The following is a 24,099-nucleotide window of genomic DNA, read 5'->3' on the forward strand; positions in this document are numbered from 1 at the left end:
CCGCAGTACTGAAAAATCAGAGGCACTGGCAGGTCAGAGACCGGCCGCCGCCGAGGCGATCGCGGAGGCGAAGGTCGAGACCTCGGTGTAGACGCCGGGGGCGTTCGGCCGGGCGCAGCCTATGCCCCAGCTGACGATGCCGACCTGGATCCAGGCGTTGCTCGCGTCCCGGCGGAACATCGGGCCGCCGGAGTCGCCCTGGCAGGTGTCGACGCCGCCGGACGGGAGGCCGGCGCAGATCTCCTCGTTCGCGATGAGGCCGCTGTAGCCGCTGTAGGAACGGCACTGGGCGTCGCTGACGAACGGCACGTTGGCCTTGAGCATGTACCGCTGCTGGCTGCCGCCCTCGGTGGCAGCGCCCCAGCCGGCGACGGTGAAGGTGCCGGTGTTGTACTGCGTGGTCGTGGCGATCTTCAGCGTCGGCAGGTTGATGGGCTGGGCGAGCTTGATGAGCGCCCAGTCCTTGCCGTTGCCGTTGTAGCCGGGGGCCCGGTACACGTACGTGGAGCGGACCTGCACCCGGCCGCTGGTGGACTGCAGGTCGACGACGCCGGCGGTGGCGGTGATGCTGGTGTTGGCACCGGTCGAGCCCACACAGTGCGCGGCGGTGAGAACGATCTGCTGGGTGTAGAGCGCGCCGCCACAGCCCATGGAGAGCCGGACCATGAACGGGAACTCGCCCTGCGCGGCACGGGTTCCGCCGACGACGCGCGAGTCGGCGGCCTGCGCGGCCGAGACGGGCTGAAGGCTGACGATCGCGAGAGCGGCTGCGCCGAGGACCGCGCATCTCTTGAGCGCGGTGAGGAGCTTCTTCAACGTGATGCCTTCCGTGGGGGGTTGGACATACGAACGTGGAGAGCGCTGATACGTCAGGGGCATGCCGCGCAAGGGGGGAATGGGAAAGAGAGCCCCTTTTTGTGACATGCGCCGGTCAAATCTGTTGCTGGATTATCTGGATCCCGGGCGTGTCCGGACAAGGGGTCGAATCCGGCCACGGCCCGTTCAGGACACGGACTTTTCCGCCGAGCACCGCAGGGCGTACCGCTCTCCGGCGGCATGCCACCAGCCGGGCGGGGAGGGGCAGTCGACGACAGCGGTCGGCTGACCGGGATGCAGGCCGAGCCGCCACAGGGCACCCGCGTCGACATGGACCGTGACCCACGCACGCCAGTGCCCGTCGGCCCCGGGCCCGCACACGCGATCCCAGCGGACCTCGCCCGCGCCGAACGGCATCCAGTCGATGCCGCGTTCACGCAGTCAAGCGCGAACGGCGGCCAGGGGCTGCAGGACCCTCTTCTCGATCTCGTACGAGGCGATGACGACCCATGCGGAACCGGCCGCGGAACTGATCGAGGAGCCGGCTCGGGACGTGGCGGTCACGGTCATGCCGACGATGATGCCCGAGTACGAGGCCCCGCCGCGCCCCGATATCGCCGCCCGTCGCGCCGACCACGCCCGCAGCCGCCAGGGCCAGAACCACCAGCGCGGCGCCCACGTTGAACGCGGCCGTCGCGAAGCCGCCGCCCAGCGTGGGCGCACCGGGAGCCGCGTACAGCACCAGGGAGATGAGCGTGGGTCCGACGCCGAAGGACAGGGCGCCCTGCACGAGGACGAGCCCGAGCGCCACGGCAGGCACCCCGGCACCGAGCGCGAAGGAGCCCCCCGATCACCACCACGCCGGGCCATCGATCGGCGAACCGCCCCCCGACACCGACCCCCACGAACGCCCCCGCCCCGAACAACGCGAGCACGACGGGCACCCCACCCGCGCTCCAGCCCTGTCACCTTGGTGACCAGCGGCGCGAGACAGGTGAAGGTGCAGAAGGTGGCGGCGTTCACGAGAGCGCCGAGGAGCAGCGTGACCTGGAGCCGAGGGCTGCGCAGCGACCGCAGTTCGCCCCGCAGGGCAGGCCGCGCGGAGTCGGCGGTACCACCCGGCACGGACCGCACGACCGCCGGCACGGCAGGCACGGACAGCAGCGCCACAGCCCAGAACGCCACGACATGGACGACGATGAACACCCCGAGGAACACCAGCAAGGCCCCCTGCCGCGACCACCGCCGCGCGAGCCCGGCCGTGACAGGCGCCCCGACCACCATCCCCACGGCAAAGGCAGAGGTGAGCGCCCCGGCAGCGGGCACGGAAACCCGCAGCTCCCGCGCGATGTCCGGCGCCAGCCCGGACAGCATGAACTCGAGCGGCGGCTCCACCCGTTTTTGATCGCGGGGCACCCAACTGCCGTCGCCTATAGGTCAGGTTCTGACCTATAGGCGGCCTACCGTCCTCCCATGACCTCCCCCGACGGCACAGCCCCCCACGCCTTCGATTCCGCCACCGCCCTGGACGCCTGGCTGACCACCCACCCCGCCCCCCACCCCGGCCTCTGGATCAAGGTCGGCAAGAAGGGCTCGGGCATCGCCTCGGTCACCGCCGCCGAGGTCAACGACGTGGCCCTCTGCCACGGTTGGATCACCGGTCAGCGCAGGAGTCTGGACGCCGCCTGCTTCCTGCAGAGGATCACCCCGCGTCGGCCGGGCAGCCTCTGGTCGATGGTCAATGTGCGGCGCGTCGAGGAGTTGACGGCCGCCGGCCGCATGCGCCCGGCCGGCCTCGCGGAGGTGGACGCCGCGAAGGCGGACGGGCGGTGGACGGCGGCGTACGAGTCGCAGAAGCACGCCACCGTCCCCGAGGACCTCGCGGCCGCACTGGAGCGGAGCCCTCGGGCCAGGGCCGCCTTCGACGGGCTCGGCAGGACGGATCAGTACCTCGTCATGCTCGGGGTGCTCCAGGCCCGGAGCAAGGGGAGCCGAGCGACCCAAGTGGCCGCGGCGGTCGCGAAGTTGGCGGCGGGGTCCTAGGCCCTGTCGTCAAATTCCCGCCTGCCGCGCGACGCCATGCACGCACTCTCGGCGCACCGCGCGAAAGCCCAAGTAGCTCCGCTACGAGGGCTTCCACGCGGCACGCCGAGAGCACGCACCTGACGCCGCGCGGCCCGCCCTTCGGGCGGACGACGGGAATTTGACGACAGGGCCTGGATCCGGATCGGCCCCGCCCAAGGTCACGATCCGGATCCGGCCCCGCCGAACGTCACGCGTTCCTGATCGCCGAGATGTCGAAGTTCAGCTTGATCTTGTCGGAGACCAGCACCCCGCCCGTCTCCAGCGCCGCGTTCCACGTCAGCCCCCACTCGGAACGCAGGAGCGTCGCCTTGCCCTCGAAGCCGACGCGCTCGTTGCCGAAGGGGTCCTTCGCGGCGCCGTTGAACTCGAGGTCGATGGTGAGCGGCTTGGTGGTGCCGAGGATGGTCAGGTCGCCGGTGATGCGGTAGTCGTCGTCGCCGAGGGCCTGCGCCGAGGTCGAGCGGAAGGTCATCGTCGGGAACTCGTCCGTCTTGAAGAAGTCCGCGCTCTTGAGGTGCCCGTCGCGGTCCGCGGAGCCCGTGTCGATGCTGTCCATCTTGACGTCGATGGAGGCCGTGGACGCGGACGGGTCGCTGCCGTCCAGGTGCAGCGAGCCGCTGAAGTCGAGGAACTTGCCCTTGACGTTGGTGACCATGGCGTGGCGGACGGTGAAGCCGATCGTGGAGTGGGCCGTGTCGATGGTGTAGTCGCCGGTCAGTGCGGTGAGGTCGGGGGTCGCCATGACGTGCTCCTTGGGAGTGATGGAGTGATGTTGAATCTTTAACTACATCAACGACACCGACCGTAGACCTATTCCGTTCAAGTTTCAACATCATCCGCAAGGTGTTGGCGTGATTACTCTGAGGTGGTAGATGCCCAGGGCATGAACCCACGCCGAAGAGCCTCCGGAAGAGCGTCCATGAGCCCCACCCGTCGGTCCGTCTTACTCGCGGCGGCGCTCATGACCGCGGCCGCTCCCGCCGCCCGCGCCGCCGCCGGCCCCGCCCCCGACCCCTACGACACCCTCCGCCTGCGCTGGCTCGACATCGCCCTCGGCGCCGACTACGACCCGACGGCGGCGCCGTACGCCTCCCGGCTCGCCGAAACCGGCACCCTCGCCCGCGGCTTCCAGGCCACCATGGCCCCCACCCCCACCTCCCTGTGGCCCGGCCGCCCCTACGACCCGCCCGCCGGCATCACCCAGAGCTACAGCCGCCTGTGGACGATGACCCAGGCCTACGCCCAGCCCGGCACCGGCTCCACCGCCGACCCGGCACTCCTCGCCGACGTCCTGCGCGGCCTCGACCACCTCTCCGCCACGATCTACAACCCCTCCACCACCCGCTACGGCAACTGGTGGGAATGGCAGATCGGCAGCCCACGCCTGCTGATGGACATCACGGCCGCCCTGTACGACCACCTCACCGCGGCACAGATCGGCGCCGCCTGCGCGGCCGTCGACCACTTCATCCCGGACGCGATGCTGACGGACTACTCCGGCACCTCCACCGGCGCCAACCGCGTCGACCTGTGCCGCAGCGTCGCCCTGCGCGGCATCCTCGGCCAGGCCCCGGCGAAGATCGCGCTCGCCCGCGACGCCCTCTCCCCGGTCTTCCCGTACGTCACGAAGGGCGACGGCCTCTACGCCGACGGCTCGTTCGTCCAGCACACCTGGGTCGCCTACTCCGGCACCTACGGCCAGGTCCTCCTCGACGGCCTCGGCCGCCTCTTCGCCCTGCTCGCCGGATCCGAGTGGGAGGTGACCGACCCCAACAGGCAGATCGTCCTCGACAGCGTCGAGCGTGCATACGCGCCCCTCATCCACGACGGGTTGGTGATGGACAGCGTCAACGGCCGTGCCATCAGCCGCGGTTACCTCAAGAGCGACGAGCGGCACGTCATGCGCAGCGACCACTATCACGGGCAAGGGATCATTGCCGCCGTCGCCCTGCTCGCGGGCGGTGCGAGCGCGGCGGAACGCGAGCGCTGGTACGGCCGCATCAAGGGATGGATCGAACGGGACACCGTCACCCCGATCTTGACGGCTCGTCAGTTCGGGGTCGCCGACCTCGCCCGACTGCATGCCGTCGCCGAGTCACCGGTCCCCGCCGCACCCGAGCCCACTGGCCATCACCTCTTCGCCGCGATGGACCGGGCGGTGCATCGCCGCCCCCGCTTCGTCGCGAACATCGCCATGGCCTGCGACCGCATCGCGTACTACGAGTGCGGCAACGGCGAGAACCCGCGCGGCTGGCACACCGGCGCCGGAATGCTCTCCTGGTGGGCGCAGGGCCTCGGGGGCCGGGCCGATCAGTACACAGACTGGTACTGGCCGACCGTCGACTGGTACCGGCTCCCCGGCACGACCGTCTCCACGCGCCGCCTCCCCGACAAGGCCGGCGGCGAGTGGGGCGAGCCCAAGCCCGACGTGCGGTGGGTCGGCGGAACGACGGACGGCGAGTACGCGGCGATCGGGCAGCACCTGAAGGGGCTGGGGTCGACGCTCGAAGCCCGTAAGTCGTGGTTCTGCGTCGAGGACGCCGTGATCTGCCTCGGGGCCGGCATCACCTGCACCGACGGCGTCCCCGTCGAGACCGTCGTCGACAACCGCAACCTGGGGGAGGGCGGCACCCAGGCCCTCGTACGCGGCCCGGGCTGGGCGCACCTGGAGGGCCACGGCGGCTGGGTGGTGCCGTACGGCGATCTGCGCACCCTGCGCGAGGACCGCACCGGCGCCTGGGCCGACATCAACACCACCAGTACGACGGAGCGCCGCACCCGCCGCTGGCAGACCCTCTGGCTGGACCACGGCACGGACCCGACGGACGCGACCTACGTCTACGTGCTCATGCCCGGCGCCGACCGGCACGAGGTGGCGGCCCGGGCCGCGCAAGGCGCCCGCCGGCTGTCGGTCCTCGCCAACGACCGTGCGCGCCAGGCGGTGCGCGTCCCCTCCCTGGGCCTGATGGCGGCCAACTTCTGGGAGCCGGGCACGGCGGGCCCGCTTACCGCCTCCGCCGGCGCGAGTGTGCTGCTCCGCCGCCGGGGCCGTACCGCTACGCTCTGCGTGAGCGAGCCGCCGCGCACGGGCCGGCCGCTGGAGATCACCTGGGATCACCCCGTACGCCGGGTCCTGCATGCCGACGACACGGTCGAGATCCTCGCGACGGGCCGCCGACTGCGCCTGCGTGTCACTCCGGGGGTGGTATGTGCGACCCACCGATGTGAGGTGGCTCTCGGCTGACGACTTTGTGCGACCCCAACAACGCGGACGCCCTCTGAGCAGTCGGAAAGGCTGCATGCCGTGATGGTTCTGTTCAGTGGTACCAGGAAAACGCTCCGGAGACTGTACGGAGTCAACGGCTCGCTTTCCTTCGTGTCCTTCGTAAGGTCGCTACATGACCGTTTTGGATGAGGCACCGGGTGAGCCGATCGACGCCCGCGGGCGGACGGCCGAGCTGCACGAGATCCGTGCGCAGGCGCTGGCCGGCCCGAGCGAGAAGGCGACCGCGGCGCAGCACGCCAAGGGCAAGCTGACGGCCCGGGAGCGGATCGAGCTGCTCCTGGACCCGGGTTCCTTCCGGGAGGTCGAGCAGCTGCGCCGGCACCGCGCGGTCGGGTTCGGCCTGGAGGCCAAGAAGCCGTACACCGACGGTGTCATCACCGGCTGGGGCACGGTGGAGGGTCGCACGGTCTTCGTCTACGCGCACGACTTCCGCATCTTCGGCGGCGCGTTGGGCGAGGCCCACGCCACGAAGATCCACAAGATCATGGACATGGCCATCGCGGCGGGCGCGCCGCTGGTCTCCCTGAACGACGGCGCGGGCGCCCGTATCCAGGAGGGCGTCTCCGCGCTCGCCGGTTACGGCGGCATCTTCCAGCGCAACACCAAGGCGAGCGGTGTCATCCCGCAGATCTCGGTCATGCTCGGCCCGTGCGCGGGCGGCGCGGCCTACTCGCCCGCCCTGACGGACTTCGTGTTCATGGTCCGCGAGACGTCGCAGATGTTCATCACCGGCCCGGACGTGGTCAAGGCGGTGACGGGCGAGGAGATCACCCAGAACGGTCTCGGCGGCGCGGACGTGCACGCGGAGACGAGCGGCGTCTGCCACTTCGCGTACGACGACGAGGAGACGTGCATCGCCGAGGTGCGTTACCTCCTCTCGCTGCTCCCGCAGAACAACCGTGAGAACCCGCCCCGGGTGGAGCCCACGGACGCCGCCGACCGCCGGTCGGACGTCCTGCTGGACCTGGTCCCGGCGGACGGCAACCGGCCGTACGACATGGCGAAGGTCATCGAGGAGATCGTCGACGACGGCGAGTACCTCGAGGTCCACGAGCGCTGGGCGCGCAACATCATCTGTGCGCTGGCCCGGCTGGACGGCCAGGTGGTCGGCATCGTGGCCAACCAGCCGCAGTCCCTCGCCGGCGTCCTGGACATCGAGGCATCGGAAAAAGCTGCGCGCTTTGTCCAGATGTGTGACGCTTTTAACATCCCGATCGTCACTTTCCTGGACGTCCCCGGGTTCCTCCCGGGCGTCGACCAGGAGCACGGCGGCATCATCCGCCACGGCGCGAAGCTCCTCTACGCCTACTGCAACGCGACCGTGCCGCGGATCTCGCTGATCCTGCGCAAGGCGTACGGAGGCGCCTACATCGTCATGGACAGCCAGTCCATCGGCGCGGACCTCACCTACGCCTGGCCGACGAACGAGATCGCCGTCATGGGCGCGGAAGGTGCGGCCAACGTCATCTTCCGTCGGCAGATCGCCGAGGCCGAGGACCCCGAGGCCATGCGGGCCCGCATGGTCAAGGAGTACAAGTCCGAGCTCATGCACCCCTACTACGCGGCCGAGCGCGGCCTGGTGGACGACGTGATCGACCCCGCGGAGACCCGCGAAGTCCTCGTCCGTTCCCTGGCGATGCTCCAGACCAAGCACGCCGACCTGCCGTCCCGCAAGCACGGCAACCCCCCGCAGTAACCCAGCGGATCCTTCGCGGTACCCCCGCGGAAACCTCTCTCACGGAGACTGTGACCTATGAACTCCCCTGACATCCGCGTCGAGAAGGGCCACGCCGAGCCCGAGGAAGTCGCGGCCATCACCGCGATCCTCCTCGCCCGCGCCGCCGCCCAGCCGTCCGACCCCACCCCGGCCCACCGCGGCCGCGCCAAGGCCGGCTGGCGTCGCCTGGAGCGCGAGCCGGGCTTCCGGGCACCGCACAGCTGGCGCTGACTGCCGCAACGCGCTTACGGCCCCGCTCTCCGCTACCTGGAGGGCGGGGCCGCTGCGTGGCGTCGGTCGGATGGTGACCGGCCGGCAATCGGCCTACAGGATCCGCCACTTGATGCCGCAGCACCCGGCCTGAGGGGCCAGTCCCGCCCAAGTCGCTCACATCGGGGCGCAACAGCGGCAGAGAGCGTCCTCCAGGCCCTCCCGCGCGGCCCCCGTGTGCCATCCGTCCCCGGGGCCCGCAGCCTCACGTACGCCACCGACAGCCGCGCCTACGCCTCGAAGACCGGCGGCTCCCGCACGATCCGCCGGACCGCCGCACCAACTCGGCCATCGGCAACCGGCGTTCCTGCTCCCGCCGCAGAAAATGCTGCGGCCCCCGTCCCTCCCACAGGAGGAACGAGGGCCGCAAGCGAAACGTGCCGAAGACCGCCGCCGGAGAGCCGACTACCGCAGCCGCGCCATCAGCGCGTGCTCCACCAGCGTGATCAGCGCCGACTTGGCGTCCGCGCGGTGGCGGGCGTCCGTCGTGATGATCGGGGTGTCCGGACCGATCTGGAGGGCCTCACGGACCTCGTCCGGGTTGTACGGCTGGTTGCCGTCGAAGCCGTTCAGTGCGATCACGAAGGGCAGCCCGCTGTTCTCGAAGTAGTCGACCGCGGGGAAGCAGTCGGCGAGACGGCGGGTGTCGACCAGGACGATGGCGCCGATCGCGCCACGCACCAGGTCGTCCCACATGAACCAGAAGCGGTCCTGGCCGGGCGTACCGAAGAGGTACAGGATCAGGTCCTGGTCCAGGGTGATGCGACCGAAGTCCATGGCGACCGTCGTGGTCGTCTTGTCTCCGGTGTGGGTGAGGTCGTCGATGCCCGCCGACGCGGAAGTCATCACGGCCTCTGTGCGCAGCGGGTTGATCTCCGAGACGGCGCCGACGAACGTGGTCTTGCCCACGCCGAAGCCGCCCGCCACCACGATCTTCGCGGAGGTGGTGGAGCGGGAAGGACCGCCGCTAGAGCTTGCGAAGTCCACTGAGCACCCTTTCGAGCAGTGTCACGTCTGGCTGGCCGCCGGCGTTCTCGTCGCCGCCGGGCTGATGGATGGCGACCAGGCCCGCCTCCGCCAAGTCGGCGACGAGGATCCTGGCCACGCCGAGAGGGATCGTCAGGAGGGCGGAGACTTCCGCCACCGACTTGATCTCGCGGCAGAGGTTGCAGATCCGCTGATGCTCGGGCAGCTGGCCCTGCATCTGGTGCGGCTGCGCGGTGGTGTGCACCAGCGCCTCGATGGCGAGCTGGTAGCGCGGGCGCGTCCGGCCGCCGGTCATGGCGTACGGGCGCACCAGGGGGTTGTTCGACGAGCCGGCGGGCGCGGGCTCAGGGGCGCGTCGCTGCGGCTGCACCGGCTGGATACGCGGCGCCGGCGGCTGGTCGTACGGCGAGGGGCCGGGGCCCTGGGGGGCGTACGGCTGCCGCTGGCTCGGCTGGGAGGGGAAGTTGTACCGGTTCTGGGAACCGTCGCCGTGCCCCTGGGCAGGGCCGTACGACCAGTTGCCCGATGACGAACCGTCTGGGGGTGTTGCCACTTTCTCTCCTCCTCCGACTGTGCCTGGCACCCATCATGTGGAGCCGCGTCCCGAAACCTTACGGCCACGGGACGCCAAAACGCACCGACTGTCTGTTAGTTGAGCAGGCTGCCTTGGAGCTCCGCACGAAGATCCGGCGTCAGGACGGTACCGGCACGGTCGACCAGAAGCGCCATCTCGTACCCAATGAGGCCGATGTCCGCCTCCGGGTGTGCGAGGACCGCGAGTGACGAACCGTCGGAGATGGACATGATGAACAGGAATCCCCGCTCCATCTCCACAACCGTCTGGTTCACGCTGCCACCCTCGAAGATGCGGGAGGCGCCTGCCGTCAGAGACGTCAGACCGGAGGCGACGGCCGCGAGCTGGTCGGCGCGATCGCGCGGGAAGCCTTCGGACATCGCCAGAAGGAGTCCGTCGGCGGAGACCACCACCGTGTGCGACACCCCGGGGGTGTTGTCCACGAAGTTGGTGATCAACCAGTTCAGGTTCTGTGCCGCCTGGCTCATCGGGCTCACACTAACGCTCCTGGTTGTAGGTGCTGTCAGGACCACTGTGTTGATTCCTAGTGGCCTGGCCGTTCGTTTCGCTTCCCGCGCTGCGTCCCCGCTGGACACCGCGGCGCAGGTTGCTCAGCCTGCCCCGGACGTCCTCGGGAGCGCGGGAGATCTGTGGACCTCCCTGGGGGGTGGTCTCGGCGGCTCCCTCGACCAGGTTGGCCTTGGGTACCCGCCGCGGCAGGCCGGAGGAGGTCACCCCGCCCGCCTTGGGCTTCCGGAGCTGCGCGGCCTGCTGCCAGCGGTCGTCGTTCGCCGAACGCCAGCTGCTGTCGCCGTTGCTCTCCGGCGTGGGGGCCGGTGACTCCTGCCGCGCCGGCCGGGCGCCGTTGGCGCCGCTCGCGCCGGATCCGCGGCGGGGGAGCCCGGCGTCGGTCAGTGCGTGGGCGGCGGAGGAGGCCGGTCCCGGACGGTCGAAGCCTACGCGGTCGCGCTCGTTCGAGTCATCGGCCTGCGCAGATTCCGTTTCCGGAGCGTACTGGTCCTGATACCCGTTGCGATAGCCGTTCGACTGCGGCTGCTGCGGCCAGTCGTCCTGGTGACGACGTTGCTCGAAGGCCGGGAAGGTCTCCGGGGCCGAGGCGCTCGCGGCCGCGGGCTCCTCACGGGGCGCCTCCGGATACGAGGGCTCGGGGTAGCCGCCGCCCGACGAGAAGGTGTCGTTCTGCTGCAGACCGCCGTTCGGCGCGTAGTACGTGTCGTCGTACGACGGCCGCTGCTGCTCCTCGTACGGCGTCTGCCGCTGCTCCTCGTACGACTGGCGCTGCTCGTCGTACGACGGCTGCGGGTCGTACCCGCCGCGCTGCTCGGGGAAGCCGCTCTGGCCGTCGTAGGACGGCTGACCGGTGAAGTCGTCGTACGCGGGTGCCTCAGGGGTCTCCTGACCGGGCTGCTGGCCGTGGCTCTGGGCCTCCAGGGCCGCACGGCGCTCCTCGCGCATCAGGGAACGGCCGACGGGGTCCAGCTCGCGGATGTCGTCCGGGACCTCGGTGTAGCGGCTGTCGTCGAAGCCGAGCTCCGCGGCCGTACGCATCGGCACCTGGTTGAAGTTCTCACCCTGGAAGTGCGTCTCCGGGATGATCTGCGAGACGGTGAACTCGTCGGCGGCCGGCTGCTGCTCGCCGCCACCGCCGTGGGTGATCGCGTCCGGCAGCATGACCAGCGAGGTGGTGCCGGCCTGCTCGCCGGAGGGGCGCAGCTGGACGCGGATGCCATGCCGGTCGGACAGCCGGCCGACCACGAACAGGCCCATGCGCTGGGAGATCGCGGCGTCCACGGTCGGCGGGTTGGCCAGCTTGTGGTTGATGTCCGCGAAGTCCTCGGCGGTGAGGCCGATGCCCTTGTCGTGGATCTCGATCATGACCCGGCCGTCGGGGAGACGGGTGGCGGTCACGCGGACCTTGGTCTGCGGGGAGGAGAACGTCGTCGCGTTCTCCAGCAGCTCGGCGAGCAGGTGCACGAGGTCGGTCACGGCGCGGCCGTGGATCTCGGCCTCCGGGACGCCCGACAGCTCGATGCGCTCGTACTGCTCCACCTCGGAGGAGGCGGCGCGCAGCACGTCGACCAGCGGGACCGGCTGGTCCCAGCGGCGGCCGGGCTCCTCGCCGGCGAGGACGAGGAGGTTCTCGCCGTTGCGGCGCATACGGGTCGCGAGGTGGTCCAGGCGGAAGAGGTTCTCCAGCTGGTCCGGATCGGCCTCGTTGTTCTCCAGGTCGGTGATCAGGGTCAGCTGGCCCTCGATCAGCGACTGGTTGCGGCGCGAGAGGTTGGTGAAGATCGCGTTGATGTTGCCCCGCAGCAGGGCCTGCTCGGCGGCGAGCCGGACGGCCTCGCGGTGGACCTGGTCGAAGGCGCGGGCGACCTCGCCGATCTCGTCGCGGGTGTTGATCGGGATGGGCTGGACGCGGGTGTCCACGCGGCCCGGGTCGGTGCGCGAGAGCTGGTCGACCAGCATCGGCAGGCGCTGCTCGGCGATGCCGAAGGCGGCGTTGCGCAGCTGGCGCATCGCACGGGACATCTGGCGGGCGACCATGCCGGCCAGGATGAACGCGGCGAGCAGGGCGACCACGACGGCGGCACCGGTGATGAGGGCGTCGCGCTTGGCGTCGTCCGAGATGGCGGAGGCCTCGTTCACCGCCTTGTCGGCCAGGTCCGACTCGATCTGGCGGTACGCGTTGAACTTGAGGGTGTTGACCGCCCACCAGTTCTGCGCGGTGACGCCCTTCTCGGCGAGTGCGGCGCGGGCGCTGGGGGCGGGGGACTCGAGGCCGACGAGGAGCTTGACCATGTTGGTCGGGTTGGCCGGCGGCGGGACGTAGTCAGGGTCCTTCGCCGCGGCCTCCTTGGCCATGGCCGCGCCCTCGGCCGTGATCTCCTTCTTGGCGTCCTCGAGCTTCTGCGCGTCGGCTTCGGTGCCACCGCCCTTGTACTCCTCGACGGCGATGCCTTCCAGGTAGGCGTACGAGGAGAGAGCGACCCGCTGGCTGGCGAAGCTGCTCACGGTGGGGCCGGGCTTGACGAGCAGGTGCATGCCGATGGAGCGCTGCAGCGACAGGGCCGCCTTGGTGAGCTCGATGGCGTAGACCGTGCGGCCGTAGGAGGTGATGTTGCCGGTGCCCAGACCGAGCTCGTTGGCGAACTCCGTCAGAGGGTGCGCGACCTCGACGTAGCCCTCTTCGGTCTGTACGCCGGTGAGCTTGTTGGTGTAGGCCGCCGCGCGCAGGTCGGCGAGCCCCGGCTCGGCATCTCGGAACAGCTTCAGACGGCGCTCCAGGCCCGGTTTCTGCGGCATGTTCTGCGCGGCGGCGTCGAACGCGTCGGCTGCCTTGTCCGTGTTGTCCCGGGCCGTGGTGACCGTCTCGTCGTCCTCGCCCTTGCCCTGCAGCAGCGGCGCTGCGGTGACGTCACGCTCGTTGTAGAGGGCGTCGGCGTAGTTCAGGGAGGCCCGGACCAGACGCGCGGTGTTCTCCGCGTCCTCGGCCTCCTGCCAGGTGTCGATCGAGCTCTTCACCTGGAAGCCGCCCATGACGAGGCCGACCAGCACGGGTATGAGCAGGATCGCGTTCAGCCGGGTCGGCACGCGCCAGTTGCGCGGCGAGAGACGGCCGCCGCTTGGCGCGGGCGCCGCCGTTGGTTCCGATCCGGGCACAGGGGCGGGCGCCGCTCCGCGCGGCGGCGGGGTGAAGTTGCCCCGGGCCGACGGCTCGGGACTGCTCTTGCTTCGCCTCACTCGACCAACAACCTTCCGGCGGGGTCGGCACCTACGTATGTGCCGCTGTGTCTCAGAGCCCAGTTCGCCATGGAGTACGCAGTACTGCTGAGTACGTCTTTGACTATTGGGCAGTTCTCGCATTCCAGCACGTCGGCCTGTGCTCTTCCAAACAGTGGAAGAGGTGGATTCCGAGTGATGTAAGCCCTAGATAAAACGGTCATAAAGAGCGAGCCCCGTCAAAAGACGGGGCGTTCGTGCGCGCAGCGACACCGCTTGACCGCGACGAGTGGCCATACCACCCGATTCCTCTGCCGAAACGTTATGAACAAGGGAGCCGACCGTGTCAAAGGCCACAGTCGGCTCCGGCACATCTACGACAACTGCCGTATGGCGCTTCCGACTTGATCTACCTCAGCCGGGCCATCAGCGCGTGCTCCACCAGCGTGATCAGCGCACTCTTGGCATCGGCCCGGTGCCGCGCGTCGGTGGTGATGATCGGCGCGTCCGGGCCGATCTGCAGCGCCTCGCGCACCTCGTCCGGTGTGTAGGGCTGGTGTCCGTCGAAGCCGTTGAGGGCGATGACGAAGGGGAGCCCGCTGTTCTCGAAGTAGTCGACCGCGGGGAAGCAGTCGGCGAGACGGCGGGTGTCGACCAGGACGACGGCACCGATGGCACCGCGCACCAGGTCGTCCCACATGAACCAGAAGCGGTCCTGGCCGGGCGTACCGAACAGGTAGAGGATCAGGTCCTGGTCCAGGGTGATGCGGCCGAAGTCCATGGCCACCGTGGTGGTGGTCTTGTCCCCGGTGTGCGTGAGGTCGTCGATGCCCGCGCTCGCGGAGGTCATGACGGCCTCGGTGCGCAGCGGGTTGATCTCCGAGACGGCGCCCACGAACGTGGTCTTGCCCACGCCGAAGCCACCCGCCACCACGATCTTGGCAGAGGTGGTCGCCCGGCCCGGTTCAGAGCTTGCGAAGTCCACTGAGCACCCTTTCGAGCAGCGTCACGTCAGGTGCGCCGCCGTTGTTCTCGTCGCCGCCCGGCTGGTGGATGGCGACCAGGCCGGCCTCGGCGAGGTCCGCGACCAGGATCCTGGCCACGCCCAGCGGCATGGACAGCAGCGCGGAGACCTCGGCGACCGACTTCACCTCACGGCACAGGTGGCAGATGCGCTGGTGCTCCGGGAGGAGCCCCATGAGTGCTGCCGGGTCGGCCGTGGTGCTGATCAGGGCCTCGATGGCCAGCTGGTAGCGCGGCCGGGTCCGGCCGCCGGTCATCGCGTACGGCCGTACCAGCGGCTGGTCGCCCTCATCCTCGTACGGCTCCGCGTACGGATCATGAGAGGCGGTGGGCGGGGTCATGAATCCTCCGGGCGGGGACAGCAAGTCGGTCAGTCAAGCCGTCTGGTGAAGGCCGATGGGGGGATTGTGGCGGCCGGACGGTGATTTGGTGAGACGGGTGGATCCGGGGGTGATCAGTGGAGCAGACTGCCTTGGAGCTCGGCGCGCAGGTCGGGCGTGAGCACCGCGCCCGCGCGGTCGACCAGCAGCGCCATCTCGTAGCCGACGAGGCCGATGTCGCACTCGGGGTGGGCCAGGACGGCGATGGACGAACCTTCCGAGACGGACATGAGGAAGAGGAATCCCCGCTCCATCTCGACGACGGTCTGTGCCACGGGGCCGCCCTCGAAGATCCGGGAGGCCCCTGCCGTCAGCGAGGTCAGACCCGATGCGACGGCCGCCAGCTGGTCGGCACGGTCGCGCGGGAAACCCTCGGACATCGCCAGCAGGAGACCGTCGGCGGACACGACGACGGTGTGGGACACACCCGGGGTGTTGTCCACGAAGTTGGTGATCAACCAGTTGAGGTTCTGTGCCGCTTGGCTCATCTGGCTCAACTAACGCTCCTGCTGGTGAGTGGGGTTCGGGAAGCTACCGGTCTGGCCGTTACCGACCTGGCGACCTTGCGCGATACCCCGACGGAGATTGGTCAGACGGCCGCGTACGTCGTCAGGCGCACGCGAGACAGCCGGACCGGATTGGTGCTGTTGCTGCTGAGCCGTACCCGGGACGAGGTTCGCCCGAGGTACCCGGCGCGGCAGGCCGGAGGTGGTGACCCCGCCCGCGGCCGGTTGCCGGACGCGTTCCGCCTGCCGAACGAGGTCGTCGTTCGGCGAGCTGCGCCAGGCGGTCGATGAGGTCCGCTGGGGAGCGGAGGGCGGCTGCGCGGGAGCCGCAGGGGCCTGCGGCTGCTGCGGGGCGGAGGCCGGAGCCGAGCCGCCCGCGCCGGGCTGACGGCCCTGCGGGCCGCCGTGGAACCAGTTGGTCTCCAGCGTGTCGTACAGCGGGGTACGGCCGTCACCGGGACCCGCCGGCGGCAACGCCTCGGGCTCCTGGCGGACGGGCCGCTGCTGCGGACGCGGCGGGACCGGGGGCTGCGGGGCACCGAAGTCGGAACCGCCGCCGTACGTGCCGTTGACCTGGGGCCGCTCGTACTGCCCGGTGGAGTCGGGGTTCTGGCGGCCGGGCAGGGCGTGCTGGCCCGTCGAGCTGCCGTCGTACGCCTGCGGCGAGGCGAACTGGCCCGTCTGCGACGAGTTGTTCTGCCCGTTCGGGGCGCCGAAGACGTCCGAGCGGACGAACTGACCGGTGTTCTGCGGGTCGTACGCACCCGGGGCGGGGGCGTCGAAGTCCGGGCGGGCGAAGTCCGCCGGGCCGGCGTTCGAGCCCGGGCCCTGACGGCCGTCGGGGCGCCCGATCGCCGGGATCTCCGTGGTCGAGCCGGGGCCCTGGAGGTCGTCGATCCGCGGCATCCGGGAGGTCTGTGCGGGGTCCTCGTCGTGTCCGCGCGGGGTGTCGAGCGAGGCGCGCGGCACCGGCGGCTGCGCGTTCTCGTCGCTCCAGCTGGGGCGCGAGGGCTGGTTGCCGCCCGGCAGCTCGGCACGCGGACCACCGCGCGGCGGCAGCTGCGGCTGACGGCCACGGCGGCCCTTGTCGCTGCCGGCAGGCGGCGACTGCGGGGACGGGGATCCACCCGGCCGCGACTGGTCGAGGCCGGCGGAGGCGCCACGGGAGCCGCCGAAGGGGTCCTGCCCCGTGCCCGCGGCCTGCAGCCCCTGCGGAGCACCCGGAGCCTGGCCACCGAACCCGGCGCCCGCACCGGTCTGCGGCCGACCCTGCGACGGCGCGCCCGGACCCTGCGGTCCACGCGGTGCGCCCGGTCCACCGGGAAGTCCACCACCGTCACGTCCGGGCAGCGCGGCCCGCGGTCCCTGGCCGGCGCCGAGCCGGCCACCGCCGGACGCACCGGCACCGAGCGCACCGCTACCCGGCGCACCCGCGCCGAGGGAGCCGTTGCCGGCCTGGGCCTGGCGACGGGCGGCAGCCGCACCGGCGGCGGCCTGCGCTGCGGCCGGGCCACCGGAGACACCGGGGCCGTTCGGACCGGGCTTGCCCGGAGCGGGCTTCTTGCCGCCCTGGGCGACATCGACGGGAAGCATGACCAGCGCGGTCGTGCCACCGGAGTCGGACGGGCGCAGCTGGATACGGATGCCGTGCCGCTGCGACAGACGACCGACCACGAACAGACCCATGCGGCGGGACACGGAGACGTCCACGGTGGGCGGCGAGGCAAGCCGCTCGTTGATCGCGGCGAGGTCCTCGGGGGAGAGGCCGATGCCGGTGTCGTGGATCTCGATCAGCACCCGGCCGTCGGGCAGCGCGTGACCGGTGACCTTGACCTTGGTCTGCGGGGAGGAGAACGAGGTCGCGTTCTCCAGCAGCTCGGCGAGCAGGTGCACGAGGTCGTTGACCACACGGCCGGCCACTTCGGTGGTCGGCACGGAGGCCAGCTCGATGCGCTCGTACTGCTCCACCTCGGAGGCGGCGGCACGGAGCACGTCGACCAGCGGGACCGGGCGGGTCCAGCGACGGCCGGGCTCTTCACCCGCGAGGACGAGGAGGTTCTCACCGTTACGGCGCATACGCGTCGCGAGGTGGTCGAGCTTGAACAGCGAGGACAGCTGGTCCGGGTCGGCCTCGCGGGACTCCAGTTCGGAGATCAGCGACAGCTGGCGCTGGATCAGACCCTGGGAGCGGCGCGAGAGGTTGGTGAACATCGCGTTGACGTTGCCCCGCAGCAGGGCCTGCTCGGCGGCGAGGCGGACCGCCTCGCGGTGCACGTCGTCGAAGGCCGCGGCCACCTGGCCGATCTCGTCCCGGGAGTGCACACCGACCGACTCGACGGAGGTGTCGACGTCCTGCGGGTCGGACTCGGACAGCTGCTTGACCAGCTCGGGCAGCCGGTCCTGGGCGACCTTGGTGGCGGTCTCCTCCAGGCGGCGCAGCGAGCGGATCATGGAGCGGGCCACCACGAAGGCGCCGACCAGCGAGACACCGAGCACGAGCAGGATCAGCGCACCGGAGATGATCGCCTCGCGCTCCGACTCGTTGCGCAGCTCGCGGGCCTTCTGCTCCATGTCCTCCAGCAGCGTCGTCTCGATGGCGCGCATCTGCTGGATCTTGGTGGTGCTGTCGTCCACCCAGTCCCGGTACGACCGCTTCTCCAGGTCGTTGAGGGCGTTCGGGTTGCCGAGCGCACGGTTGGCGTACTTGTCGCTCGCCGTGATCGTCGGGTTGCCCTCTTCGATGGACTTGAGCAGGTCGGCGGACGACTGCGTGCCGTAGATGCTCCGGAAGCTCTTCAGCTCGGACCGCTGGCTCGTCAGCGCCGACTCGGCGTACAGCCGGTCGTTCTCGGAGAGGTCACCGACGGAGTTGTTGTTCGCCGGCAGCGCGGCCGCGAGAACGGCGCGCTGGATGGACGCGTACTCCTTGGCGGTGGAGAAGGCCGACAGGGCGCGCGTGCTCTGGATCATCTCCGGGTTGCTGGTGGCTTCCGCCATGTCCTGCGAGAGGCCGAGCAGGTTGGTGATCAGACGGTGGTAGGCCTCCACCGTCTGGGTGGAGTTCTTCTTGGCCTCGTAGGCGCTGTTGCGGATCTTCGCGATGTTGCTCAGGTCACCGACGAGCTGGACGAGGTTGTCGCGGACACCCTTGAGGTTGCCGTCCTTGCTGTTGTTGTCGATCTCCTCGGAAGCCTCGACGAAGCTGTCCATGGCCCGGTCCGTCTTGTCCCGGACGCCCTTGACCGTGTAGTCCGTCGCCTTCGCGCCGTGCGCGAGCGGACCGGCGGACTGGTCGCGCTCGTCCTGGAGCGCGTTGGCCAGCTCGGTGGCCCGCTTGGTCATGTCCGTCAGCAGCTTCATGTTGTCGAGCTGCTGGATGTCGTCCATGTTGTCGCTGATGCGCAGCGCGCCCAGCGAGGTGGCCGCGACCACCGGGAGCGTCAGCAGCGCCACCAGACGCGTGGAGATGCGCCAGTTGCGCAGGGCTATTCGCGCGCCGGGGCCACCGGAACTCTTCGGGGCCGCCTTCGCCGACGGAGCGGGCGGGGTCGCCGCCCCCGGGGACGCCGACACGGCGGGGCGCCCGGAGCGCTCACCGCCCTCGACGGACGGGGCCGGGCCCGGGTTCTGGGCGTGCTGGGGGGAGGGACCTCGGTCGGTCCCGCCGTGCTCCGGCTCCGCCGAAGCGCTGCCATCCCTCTTGAAACGTCCCTGCACTAGCGTCGCAACCTCTGGACCAGGCGCCCCTCCGCGTGAGCGGACGGACACGGTGTCGGCGTCTTTCGGGAGCGCCCTGAATACGCTCCCTGATGGTCGTGGGTGACCGGCGCTGGCTCCCCCTTCTCGCCGCCACTCGGCGCTCGATGCGCCCCCTGTGCGCCGGCTCGATCCTGCGGCGGTCCGTGGAATTCCAGCACAGTGCAGGATCTCCAACAAGGCCCGTAGGTCGAGCCGTGACATACGTGACACCACGTGAGTACGAGATTACCTCCCGTAGAAAGCGATCCCGCCCATAACGGACGTATGCCCGCGAGCCGTTCGGGTGCGGGGGGTGTCCCAGTCGCCATGATCAGGAGCGGAATGATGGCTTCAGGGGGCGAATGTCCGTTTCGTTGGGGTGGATTACCGGTCTCAATTGACCGTTTTGTCCCCAGGCTCGTGAGGAAACTCACACGCGGAAGAAGGGGTCTACACGTCTTCCCCGGGGAACCGCGTGTTTAGCCTGGCGCTTTACAAGAGGGATGTTTCTGCCAACCCGCGTCCGGACGCAGGCCCTTCGAGGCCGGCCCCGGCGCCCCGTCATGACAGGGCTCAGTAAAACCGTGAAGACGACGACGATGATCCGCACGATAGCCAACCCGCGGCGCACGACGCTGGCGCACCTCGACGACGCCGGGGAGCTGCAGACCCTGGAGCGTCCGGAGCACTCCCTCGACCTCCCGGCGCAGACCGCCAACCCCCGGCGCACGATCCTGATGGAGGCCCCCGTCGGCGCGTCGGCCGTCGCGGAGTAGTCGGTGAGGCTCCCCGGTCGTCCGCCAGGGAGCCTCTCTCTTATGCGCGGGCTTATGTGCGGGCTTATGCGTCGGCGAGTATTTTTCTGGCCGCGCTCAGCTTTTTCTCGTGCAGCTCGTCGAGCTTGCGCAGCAGCGTCACATCTTTCTTGATCATGTCCTTCTGGATCGCTGCCTCGGCCTTGAACCACGTTTCCAGCAGGCCGGTGCTCTGCTTGCACGCGACGTCGGCCACCGCTGTTTCCTTTTCCTTGGCCGAGACCTTTCCCTTGGAGAAGGACGGCGACTCGATGGCGTCCATCGGAGAGGGGTAGTCGTACCCCTTCTGCTTCATGCAGGAGGACCACTTCCCGAAGCCGGCCTGCACCTTCGGGTCCGAAAGGGAGGCCTCGTAGCTGTCTCCCGAGATACGGCTCGCCGCCGCGGACCCCTCCCGGTATTCGTACGGCTTGCGGAAGTCGAGGACCGCTTTCCCCAGGCAGCCGTGTTCCGGTACTTCCTTCCCCCGGTACTCCAGCTTGGCCCGGTCGTCCGCGCCGTTCTCGAGGGACCGCTTTCCGTAGAGGACCTGGATCTGGTCCTGCGTGAGTTTCGCTTTCGGTGCGTCCGGCAGGGGCGGCATCCGGTACCCGTAGCGTTGCGCGCCGTCCATGTCCGTTATCCCGTATCGGCGGTCCTGCGCGTCCACGGGAGCGGGACTCTTCGGCAACTCGTAGGCCAGACCGAAGCCCTTCATACAGTCACGGGCCAGTACCTGTTCCGCCGAGCGGATCACCTCGTACTCGGCGTCGGTGTAGCTGTACACGGCGATGGGCAGCCGGAACGTGTAGTCGTACTTCCCGGGCGACGCCGCAGGTGACGAGGTGTCCGGGCGGGGTTCGGGGGCAGCGGCGGAGGTCTTGGCGGAACTCGGGTCCGACGCCTCCTGGGAGGCGCAGCCGACCAGCAGCGACAGGGAGAGGACGGGGATCGCCAAACGTCTCATGAGTCCAAACGTCTCTCGGAAAAGCATGACTCGGGACTTCCGGATACGGCGGAGCCCCGTACGGGCCGGATGGTCCTGTACGGGGCCATGTGCCGTTTTCTACAAGTGGCGTACTAGTCCCACTTGTAGCAGTTGTCGCCGCGCCGGTCGAAGTCGAACGAGGCGTTCTCGTTGTACGTCTTGGCGAGCCGGTCGGTGTCCGCGAGCGGCGCGAACGTGTCGCAGGCGCCGTCGTAGTTGCTGCGGTAGAACACCGTGGCGATGCTGTCGACGCTCGCGTTCCAGAACGAGGCCGCGTTGTTCTTCACGGCCAGGCCCTTACCGGCACCGGACGACAGGAACGTGTAACCGGCGAGGTTGGCCACACCGTCATGCGTAAAAGCGGTGCGCGACCCCTCCTTGTTGCTGTTGTAGTAGAAGACGGCGCAGTCCTTCTCCCAGTCCGGGCAGGTCGCTCTCGCCTCGGCGTGCGCCATCGGGGCCATACCCAGCACCGCTACCGCCGCGGCGGGAATGGCGACTGCCATGGACAGGGCCTTGCGTGATGCCTTCATGAAATCCCCCTCGTTTTTGAACTTGCCGATCGGTGGTCAATCCGATGATCGGCGGTCGATTTCGTGAAGAGCCTATGTGGATGACCGGATCACGACAAGCGTTTTCTGGCCACGCAAAAGCGGAGGCGATGGCTTCGGTTGGACTCCCGCCCGGCCGACCGATGATCAAGCCGCCCGACCGGTTAGCCTGGAGCGTCCAGCGTCGGATCGCGGGCCGGCCGGCCCGCCGACACGCACACCAGATCTCAGTGAGGGGCGCAAGGATCCCGTGCGCATCGCCAGATTCTCCATCGACGGGAACGTCGCCTTCGGCGCGGTCGAGGGCGACAAGCCGGACGAGCTCGTCCTCGACATCATCAAGGGCATCCCGTTCGCGGACTTCGAGCTCAGCGGCACGAAGGTGCCGCTGAGCAAGGTCAGGCTGCTGCCCCCGGTGCTCCCCAACAAGGTCGTGGCCTTCGGCCGCAACTACGCCGAGCACGCGCGCGAGCTCGGCAACGAAGTGCCCGACGCCCCGTTCGCCTTCTTCAAGCCGTCCACCGCGGTGATCGGCCCCGGCGACGACATCCAGTACCCGTCCTTCACCGAGGACCTCCACCACGAGGCCGAGCTGGCCGTCGTCATCGGCCGCATGTGCCGCGAGGTCCCGCGCGAGCGCGTCAAGGACGTGATCTTCGGCTTCACCTGCGCCAACGACATCACCGCCCGTGACGTCCAAAAGCGCGAGAAGCAGTGGGCGCGGGCCAAGGGCTTCGACACCTCCTGCCCGCTGGGCCCCTGGGTGGAGACGGACCTGGACCTCGCCAAGGCGTCCGACCTGACCATCCAGCTCACCGTCAACGGCGAACAACGCCAGCTCGGCCGCACCAGCGAGATGATCCACTCGATCGAGGATCTGATCGTCAACATCTCCGAGGCCATGACGCTGCTCCCCGGCGACGTGATCCTCACGGGTACCCCGGCAGGCGTCGGGCCCCTCTCCGTCGGCGACGAGGTCGCCGTCACCATCGAAGGCATCGGCACTCTCACCAACAAGGTTGTCAAGCGTGGCTAGCGCACCCGTCCGCGTACGTTTCTGCCCCTCGCCCACCGGTAACCCCCACGTGGGCCTGGTCCGCACCGCCCTGTTCAACTGGGCGTTCGCCCGGCACCACCAGGGCACGCTCGTCTTCCGCATCGAGGACACCGACGCGGCCCGCGACTCCGAGGAGTCGTACAACCAGCTGCTCGACTCGATGCGCTGGCTCGGCTTCGACTGGGACGAGGGCCCCGAGGTCGGTGGCCCGCACGCGCCGTACCGCCAGTCGCAGCGCATGGACCTCTACAAGGAGGTCGCGGCCAAGCTCCTGGGCGGCGGTTACGCGTACCACTGCTACTGCTCCCAGGAGGAGCTGGACACCCGCCGCGAGGCCGCCCGCGCGGCAGGCAAGCCCTCCGGCTACGACGGCCACTGCCGCGAGCTGACCGACGCGCAGGTCGAGGAGTACAAGGCCCAGGGCCGCACCCCGATCGTCCGCTTCCGCATGCCCGACGAGACGATCACCTTCACGGACCTGGTCCGCGGCGAGCTGACCTTCACCCCGGAGAACGTCCCGGACTACGGCATCGTCCGCGCGAACGGCGCCCCGCTGTACACGCTCGTCAACCCGGTCGACGACGCCCTGATGGAGATCACCCACGTCCTGCGCGGCGAGGACCTGCTCTCCTCGACGCCTCGTCAGATCGCCCTGTACAAGGCGCTGTTGGAGCTGGGCATCGCCAAGGGCATCCCTGAGTTCGGTCACCTGCCGTACGTGATGGGCGAGGGCAACAAGAAGCTCTCCAAGCGCGACCCGCAGTCCTCGCTCAACCTCTACCGCGAGCGCGGCTTCCTCCCCGAGGGCCTCCTCAACTACCTCTCCCTGCTCGGCTGGTCGCTCTCCGCCGACCAGGACATCTTCACGACGGACGAGATGGTCGCGGCCTTCGACATCGCCGACGTGCAGCCCAACCCGGCCCGCTTCGACCTGAAGAAGTGCGAGTCGATCAACGGCGACCACATCCGTCTGCTGGATGTGAAGGACTTCACCGAGCGCTGCCGCCCGTGGCTCCAGGCCCCGTTCGCCCCCTGGGCCCCGGAGGCCTTCGACGAGGTGAAGTGGCAGGCGATCGCCCCGCACGCCCAGACCCGTCTGAAGGTGCTGTCGGAGATCACGGACAACGTCGACTTCCTGTTCCTGCCGGAGCCGGTGCAGGACGAGGCGAGCTGGACCAAGGCCATGAAGGAGGGCTCGGACGCCCTCCTGCGCACGGCCCGCGAGAAACTGGACACGGCCGACTGGACCTCCCCGGAGTCGCTGAAGGAGGCCGTCCTGGCCGCCGGCGAGGCCCACGGCCTCAAGCTCGGCAAGGCCCAGGCCCCCGTCCGCGTGGCCGTCACCGGCCGCACGGTCGGTCTGCCCCTCTTCGAGTCCCTCGAGGTCCTGGGCAAGGAGAAGACCCTGGCCCGGATCGACGCGGCGCTGGCGAAGCTGGCCGCGTAGCACGTTCACGGTGGGGCGGCGTCCGGTTCGGGCGCCGCCCTTCGCATGTCCGCCCAGCCGTCACCGGGAGTTCACCCTTCCGGCCAACAACCGCTTGCCGACGGGCCGTTGGATGCTCCCCGTGCACATGATGCGC

Annotated in this window: 20 protein-coding genes and 1 pseudogene; 7 read left to right on the plus strand and 14 right to left on the minus strand. The window is 69.6% G+C overall.

Annotated features, from left to right (window positions below):
• Window positions 1-33: 33 nt before the first annotated feature.
• The 3 genes and pseudogenes from EHO50_RS34115 to EHO50_RS34125 form a co-directional block, all read right to left on the minus strand.
• Window positions 34-816 carry a S1 family peptidase gene (locus EHO50_RS34115; RefSeq protein WP_128435121.1) on the minus strand — a complete coding sequence of 261 codons (783 nt, stop codon included), beginning with the start codon at window positions 814-816 and terminating at the stop codon, window positions 34-36.
• A gap of 186 nt (window positions 817-1,002) precedes the next feature.
• On the minus strand, window positions 1,003-1,233 hold the full coding sequence (locus EHO50_RS34120) for a hypothetical protein (protein WP_128435122.1): 231 nt from the start codon (window positions 1,231-1,233) through the stop codon (window positions 1,003-1,005).
• A gap of 16 nt (window positions 1,234-1,249) precedes the next feature.
• Window positions 1,250-2,190, minus strand: a pseudogene (locus tag EHO50_RS34125) (MFS transporter).
• A 99-nt stretch (window positions 2,191-2,289) separates the two neighbouring features.
• Here EHO50_RS34125 and EHO50_RS34130 point away from each other — a divergent pair.
• Window positions 2,290-2,859, plus strand: coding sequence for a YdeI/OmpD-associated family protein (locus EHO50_RS34130; RefSeq protein ID WP_128435123.1), 570 nt, complete (start codon window positions 2,290-2,292; stop codon window positions 2,857-2,859).
• A gap of 229 nt (window positions 2,860-3,088) precedes the next feature.
• Here the strand turns inward: EHO50_RS34130 and EHO50_RS34135 are convergent, their stop codons facing one another.
• Entirely contained in the window at window positions 3,089-3,643 is a 555-nt protein-coding gene (locus tag EHO50_RS34135; RefSeq protein WP_128435124.1) for a YceI family protein, read from the minus strand.
• 177 nt (window positions 3,644-3,820) lie between these two features.
• Here EHO50_RS34135 and EHO50_RS34140 point away from each other — a divergent pair, with 177 nt between their 5' ends.
• From EHO50_RS34140 to EHO50_RS34150, 3 genes are all read left to right on the plus strand, one after another.
• On the plus strand, window positions 3,821-6,145 hold the full coding sequence (locus tag EHO50_RS34140; RefSeq protein ID WP_128435125.1) for a polysaccharide lyase 8 family protein: 2,325 nt from the start codon (window positions 3,821-3,823) through the stop codon (window positions 6,143-6,145).
• 154 nt (window positions 6,146-6,299) lie between these two features.
• Window positions 6,300-7,883 carry an acyl-CoA carboxylase subunit beta gene (locus EHO50_RS34145; protein WP_128435126.1) on the plus strand — a complete coding sequence of 528 codons (1,584 nt, stop codon included), beginning with the start codon at window positions 6,300-6,302 and terminating at the stop codon, window positions 7,881-7,883.
• A 57-nt stretch (window positions 7,884-7,940) separates the two neighbouring features.
• Window positions 7,941-8,135, plus strand: coding sequence for an acyl-CoA carboxylase subunit epsilon (locus EHO50_RS34150; protein ID WP_128435127.1), 195 nt, complete (start codon window positions 7,941-7,943; stop codon window positions 8,133-8,135).
• Between the two features lie 444 nt (window positions 8,136-8,579).
• On the opposite strand, the gene EHO50_RS34155 is transcribed toward EHO50_RS34150, so the two are convergent.
• The 8 genes from EHO50_RS34155 to EHO50_RS34190 form a co-directional block, all read right to left on the minus strand.
• Window positions 8,580-9,161: a GTP-binding protein gene (locus EHO50_RS34155; RefSeq protein ID WP_026248371.1), complete on the minus strand. Its 582-nt coding sequence runs from the start codon at window positions 9,159-9,161 to the stop codon at window positions 8,580-8,582.
• Window positions 9,142-9,714, minus strand: a complete 573-nt coding sequence (locus EHO50_RS34160) for a DUF742 domain-containing protein (protein WP_128435128.1) — start codon at window positions 9,712-9,714, stop codon at window positions 9,142-9,144. Before EHO50_RS34160 ends, EHO50_RS34155 begins: the two co-directional genes overlap by 20 nt.
• Before the next feature lie 95 nt (window positions 9,715-9,809).
• The gene (locus EHO50_RS34165) at window positions 9,810-10,223 is read right to left on the minus strand and encodes a roadblock/LC7 domain-containing protein (protein ID WP_004983065.1); all 414 of its coding nucleotides are present in this window, start codon (window positions 10,221-10,223) and stop codon (window positions 9,810-9,812) included.
• A 10-nt stretch (window positions 10,224-10,233) separates the two neighbouring features.
• Window positions 10,234-13,500: a sensor histidine kinase gene (locus EHO50_RS34170; protein WP_164905033.1), complete on the minus strand. Its 3,267-nt coding sequence runs from the start codon at window positions 13,498-13,500 to the stop codon at window positions 10,234-10,236.
• A 388-nt stretch (window positions 13,501-13,888) separates the two neighbouring features.
• Entirely contained in the window at window positions 13,889-14,464 is a 576-nt protein-coding gene (locus tag EHO50_RS34175; RefSeq protein WP_030051303.1) for a GTP-binding protein, read from the minus strand.
• The gene (locus EHO50_RS34180) at window positions 14,445-14,843 is read right to left on the minus strand and encodes a DUF742 domain-containing protein (protein ID WP_003997626.1); all 399 of its coding nucleotides are present in this window, start codon (window positions 14,841-14,843) and stop codon (window positions 14,445-14,447) included. The genes EHO50_RS34175 and EHO50_RS34180 overlap by 20 nt, the downstream gene beginning before the upstream one ends.
• Before the next feature lie 113 nt (window positions 14,844-14,956).
• Complete coding sequence (locus tag EHO50_RS34185) at window positions 14,957-15,370, minus strand: roadblock/LC7 domain-containing protein (RefSeq protein ID WP_128435326.1); 414 nt, start codon at window positions 15,368-15,370, stop codon at window positions 14,957-14,959.
• Between the two features lie 9 nt (window positions 15,371-15,379).
• Window positions 15,380-19,105, minus strand: coding sequence for a sensor histidine kinase (locus EHO50_RS34190; RefSeq protein WP_128435130.1), 3,726 nt, complete (start codon window positions 19,103-19,105; stop codon window positions 15,380-15,382).
• Window positions 19,106-19,710: 605 nt separating this feature from the next.
• On the opposite strand from EHO50_RS34190, the gene EHO50_RS34195 reads away from it, so the two are divergent.
• Window positions 19,711-19,902 carry a hypothetical protein gene (locus tag EHO50_RS34195; RefSeq protein WP_128435131.1) on the plus strand — a complete coding sequence of 64 codons (192 nt, stop codon included), beginning with the start codon at window positions 19,711-19,713 and terminating at the stop codon, window positions 19,900-19,902.
• Between the two features lie 64 nt (window positions 19,903-19,966).
• Here EHO50_RS34195 and EHO50_RS34200 read toward each other — a convergent pair whose 3' ends face one another.
• Window positions 19,967-20,887, minus strand: a complete 921-nt coding sequence (locus EHO50_RS34200; RefSeq protein ID WP_128435132.1) for a hypothetical protein — start codon at window positions 20,885-20,887, stop codon at window positions 19,967-19,969.
• Between the two features lie 113 nt (window positions 20,888-21,000).
• Window positions 21,001-21,441 carry a peptidase inhibitor family I36 protein gene (locus tag EHO50_RS34205; RefSeq protein WP_128435133.1) on the minus strand — a complete coding sequence of 147 codons (441 nt, stop codon included), beginning with the start codon at window positions 21,439-21,441 and terminating at the stop codon, window positions 21,001-21,003.
• Window positions 21,442-21,709: 268 nt separating this feature from the next.
• Here EHO50_RS34205 and EHO50_RS34210 point away from each other — a divergent pair, with 268 nt between their 5' ends.
• Both EHO50_RS34210 and gltX read left to right on the plus strand, forming a co-directional pair.
• Window positions 21,710-22,495: a fumarylacetoacetate hydrolase family protein gene (locus EHO50_RS34210; protein WP_128435134.1), complete on the plus strand. Its 786-nt coding sequence runs from the start codon at window positions 21,710-21,712 to the stop codon at window positions 22,493-22,495.
• The gene (gltX, locus tag EHO50_RS34215; RefSeq protein WP_128435135.1) at window positions 22,479-23,963 is read left to right on the plus strand and encodes a glutamate--tRNA ligase; all 1,485 of its coding nucleotides are present in this window, start codon (window positions 22,479-22,481) and stop codon (window positions 23,961-23,963) included. The genes EHO50_RS34210 and gltX overlap by 17 nt, the downstream gene beginning before the upstream one ends.
• The last annotated feature ends 136 nt before the right edge of the window (window positions 23,964-24,099 follow it).

This window comes from Streptomyces cyaneus (assembly GCF_004028635.1).
Classification (GTDB): Bacteria; Actinomycetota; Actinomycetes; order Streptomycetales; family Streptomycetaceae; genus Streptomyces; species Streptomyces cyaneus.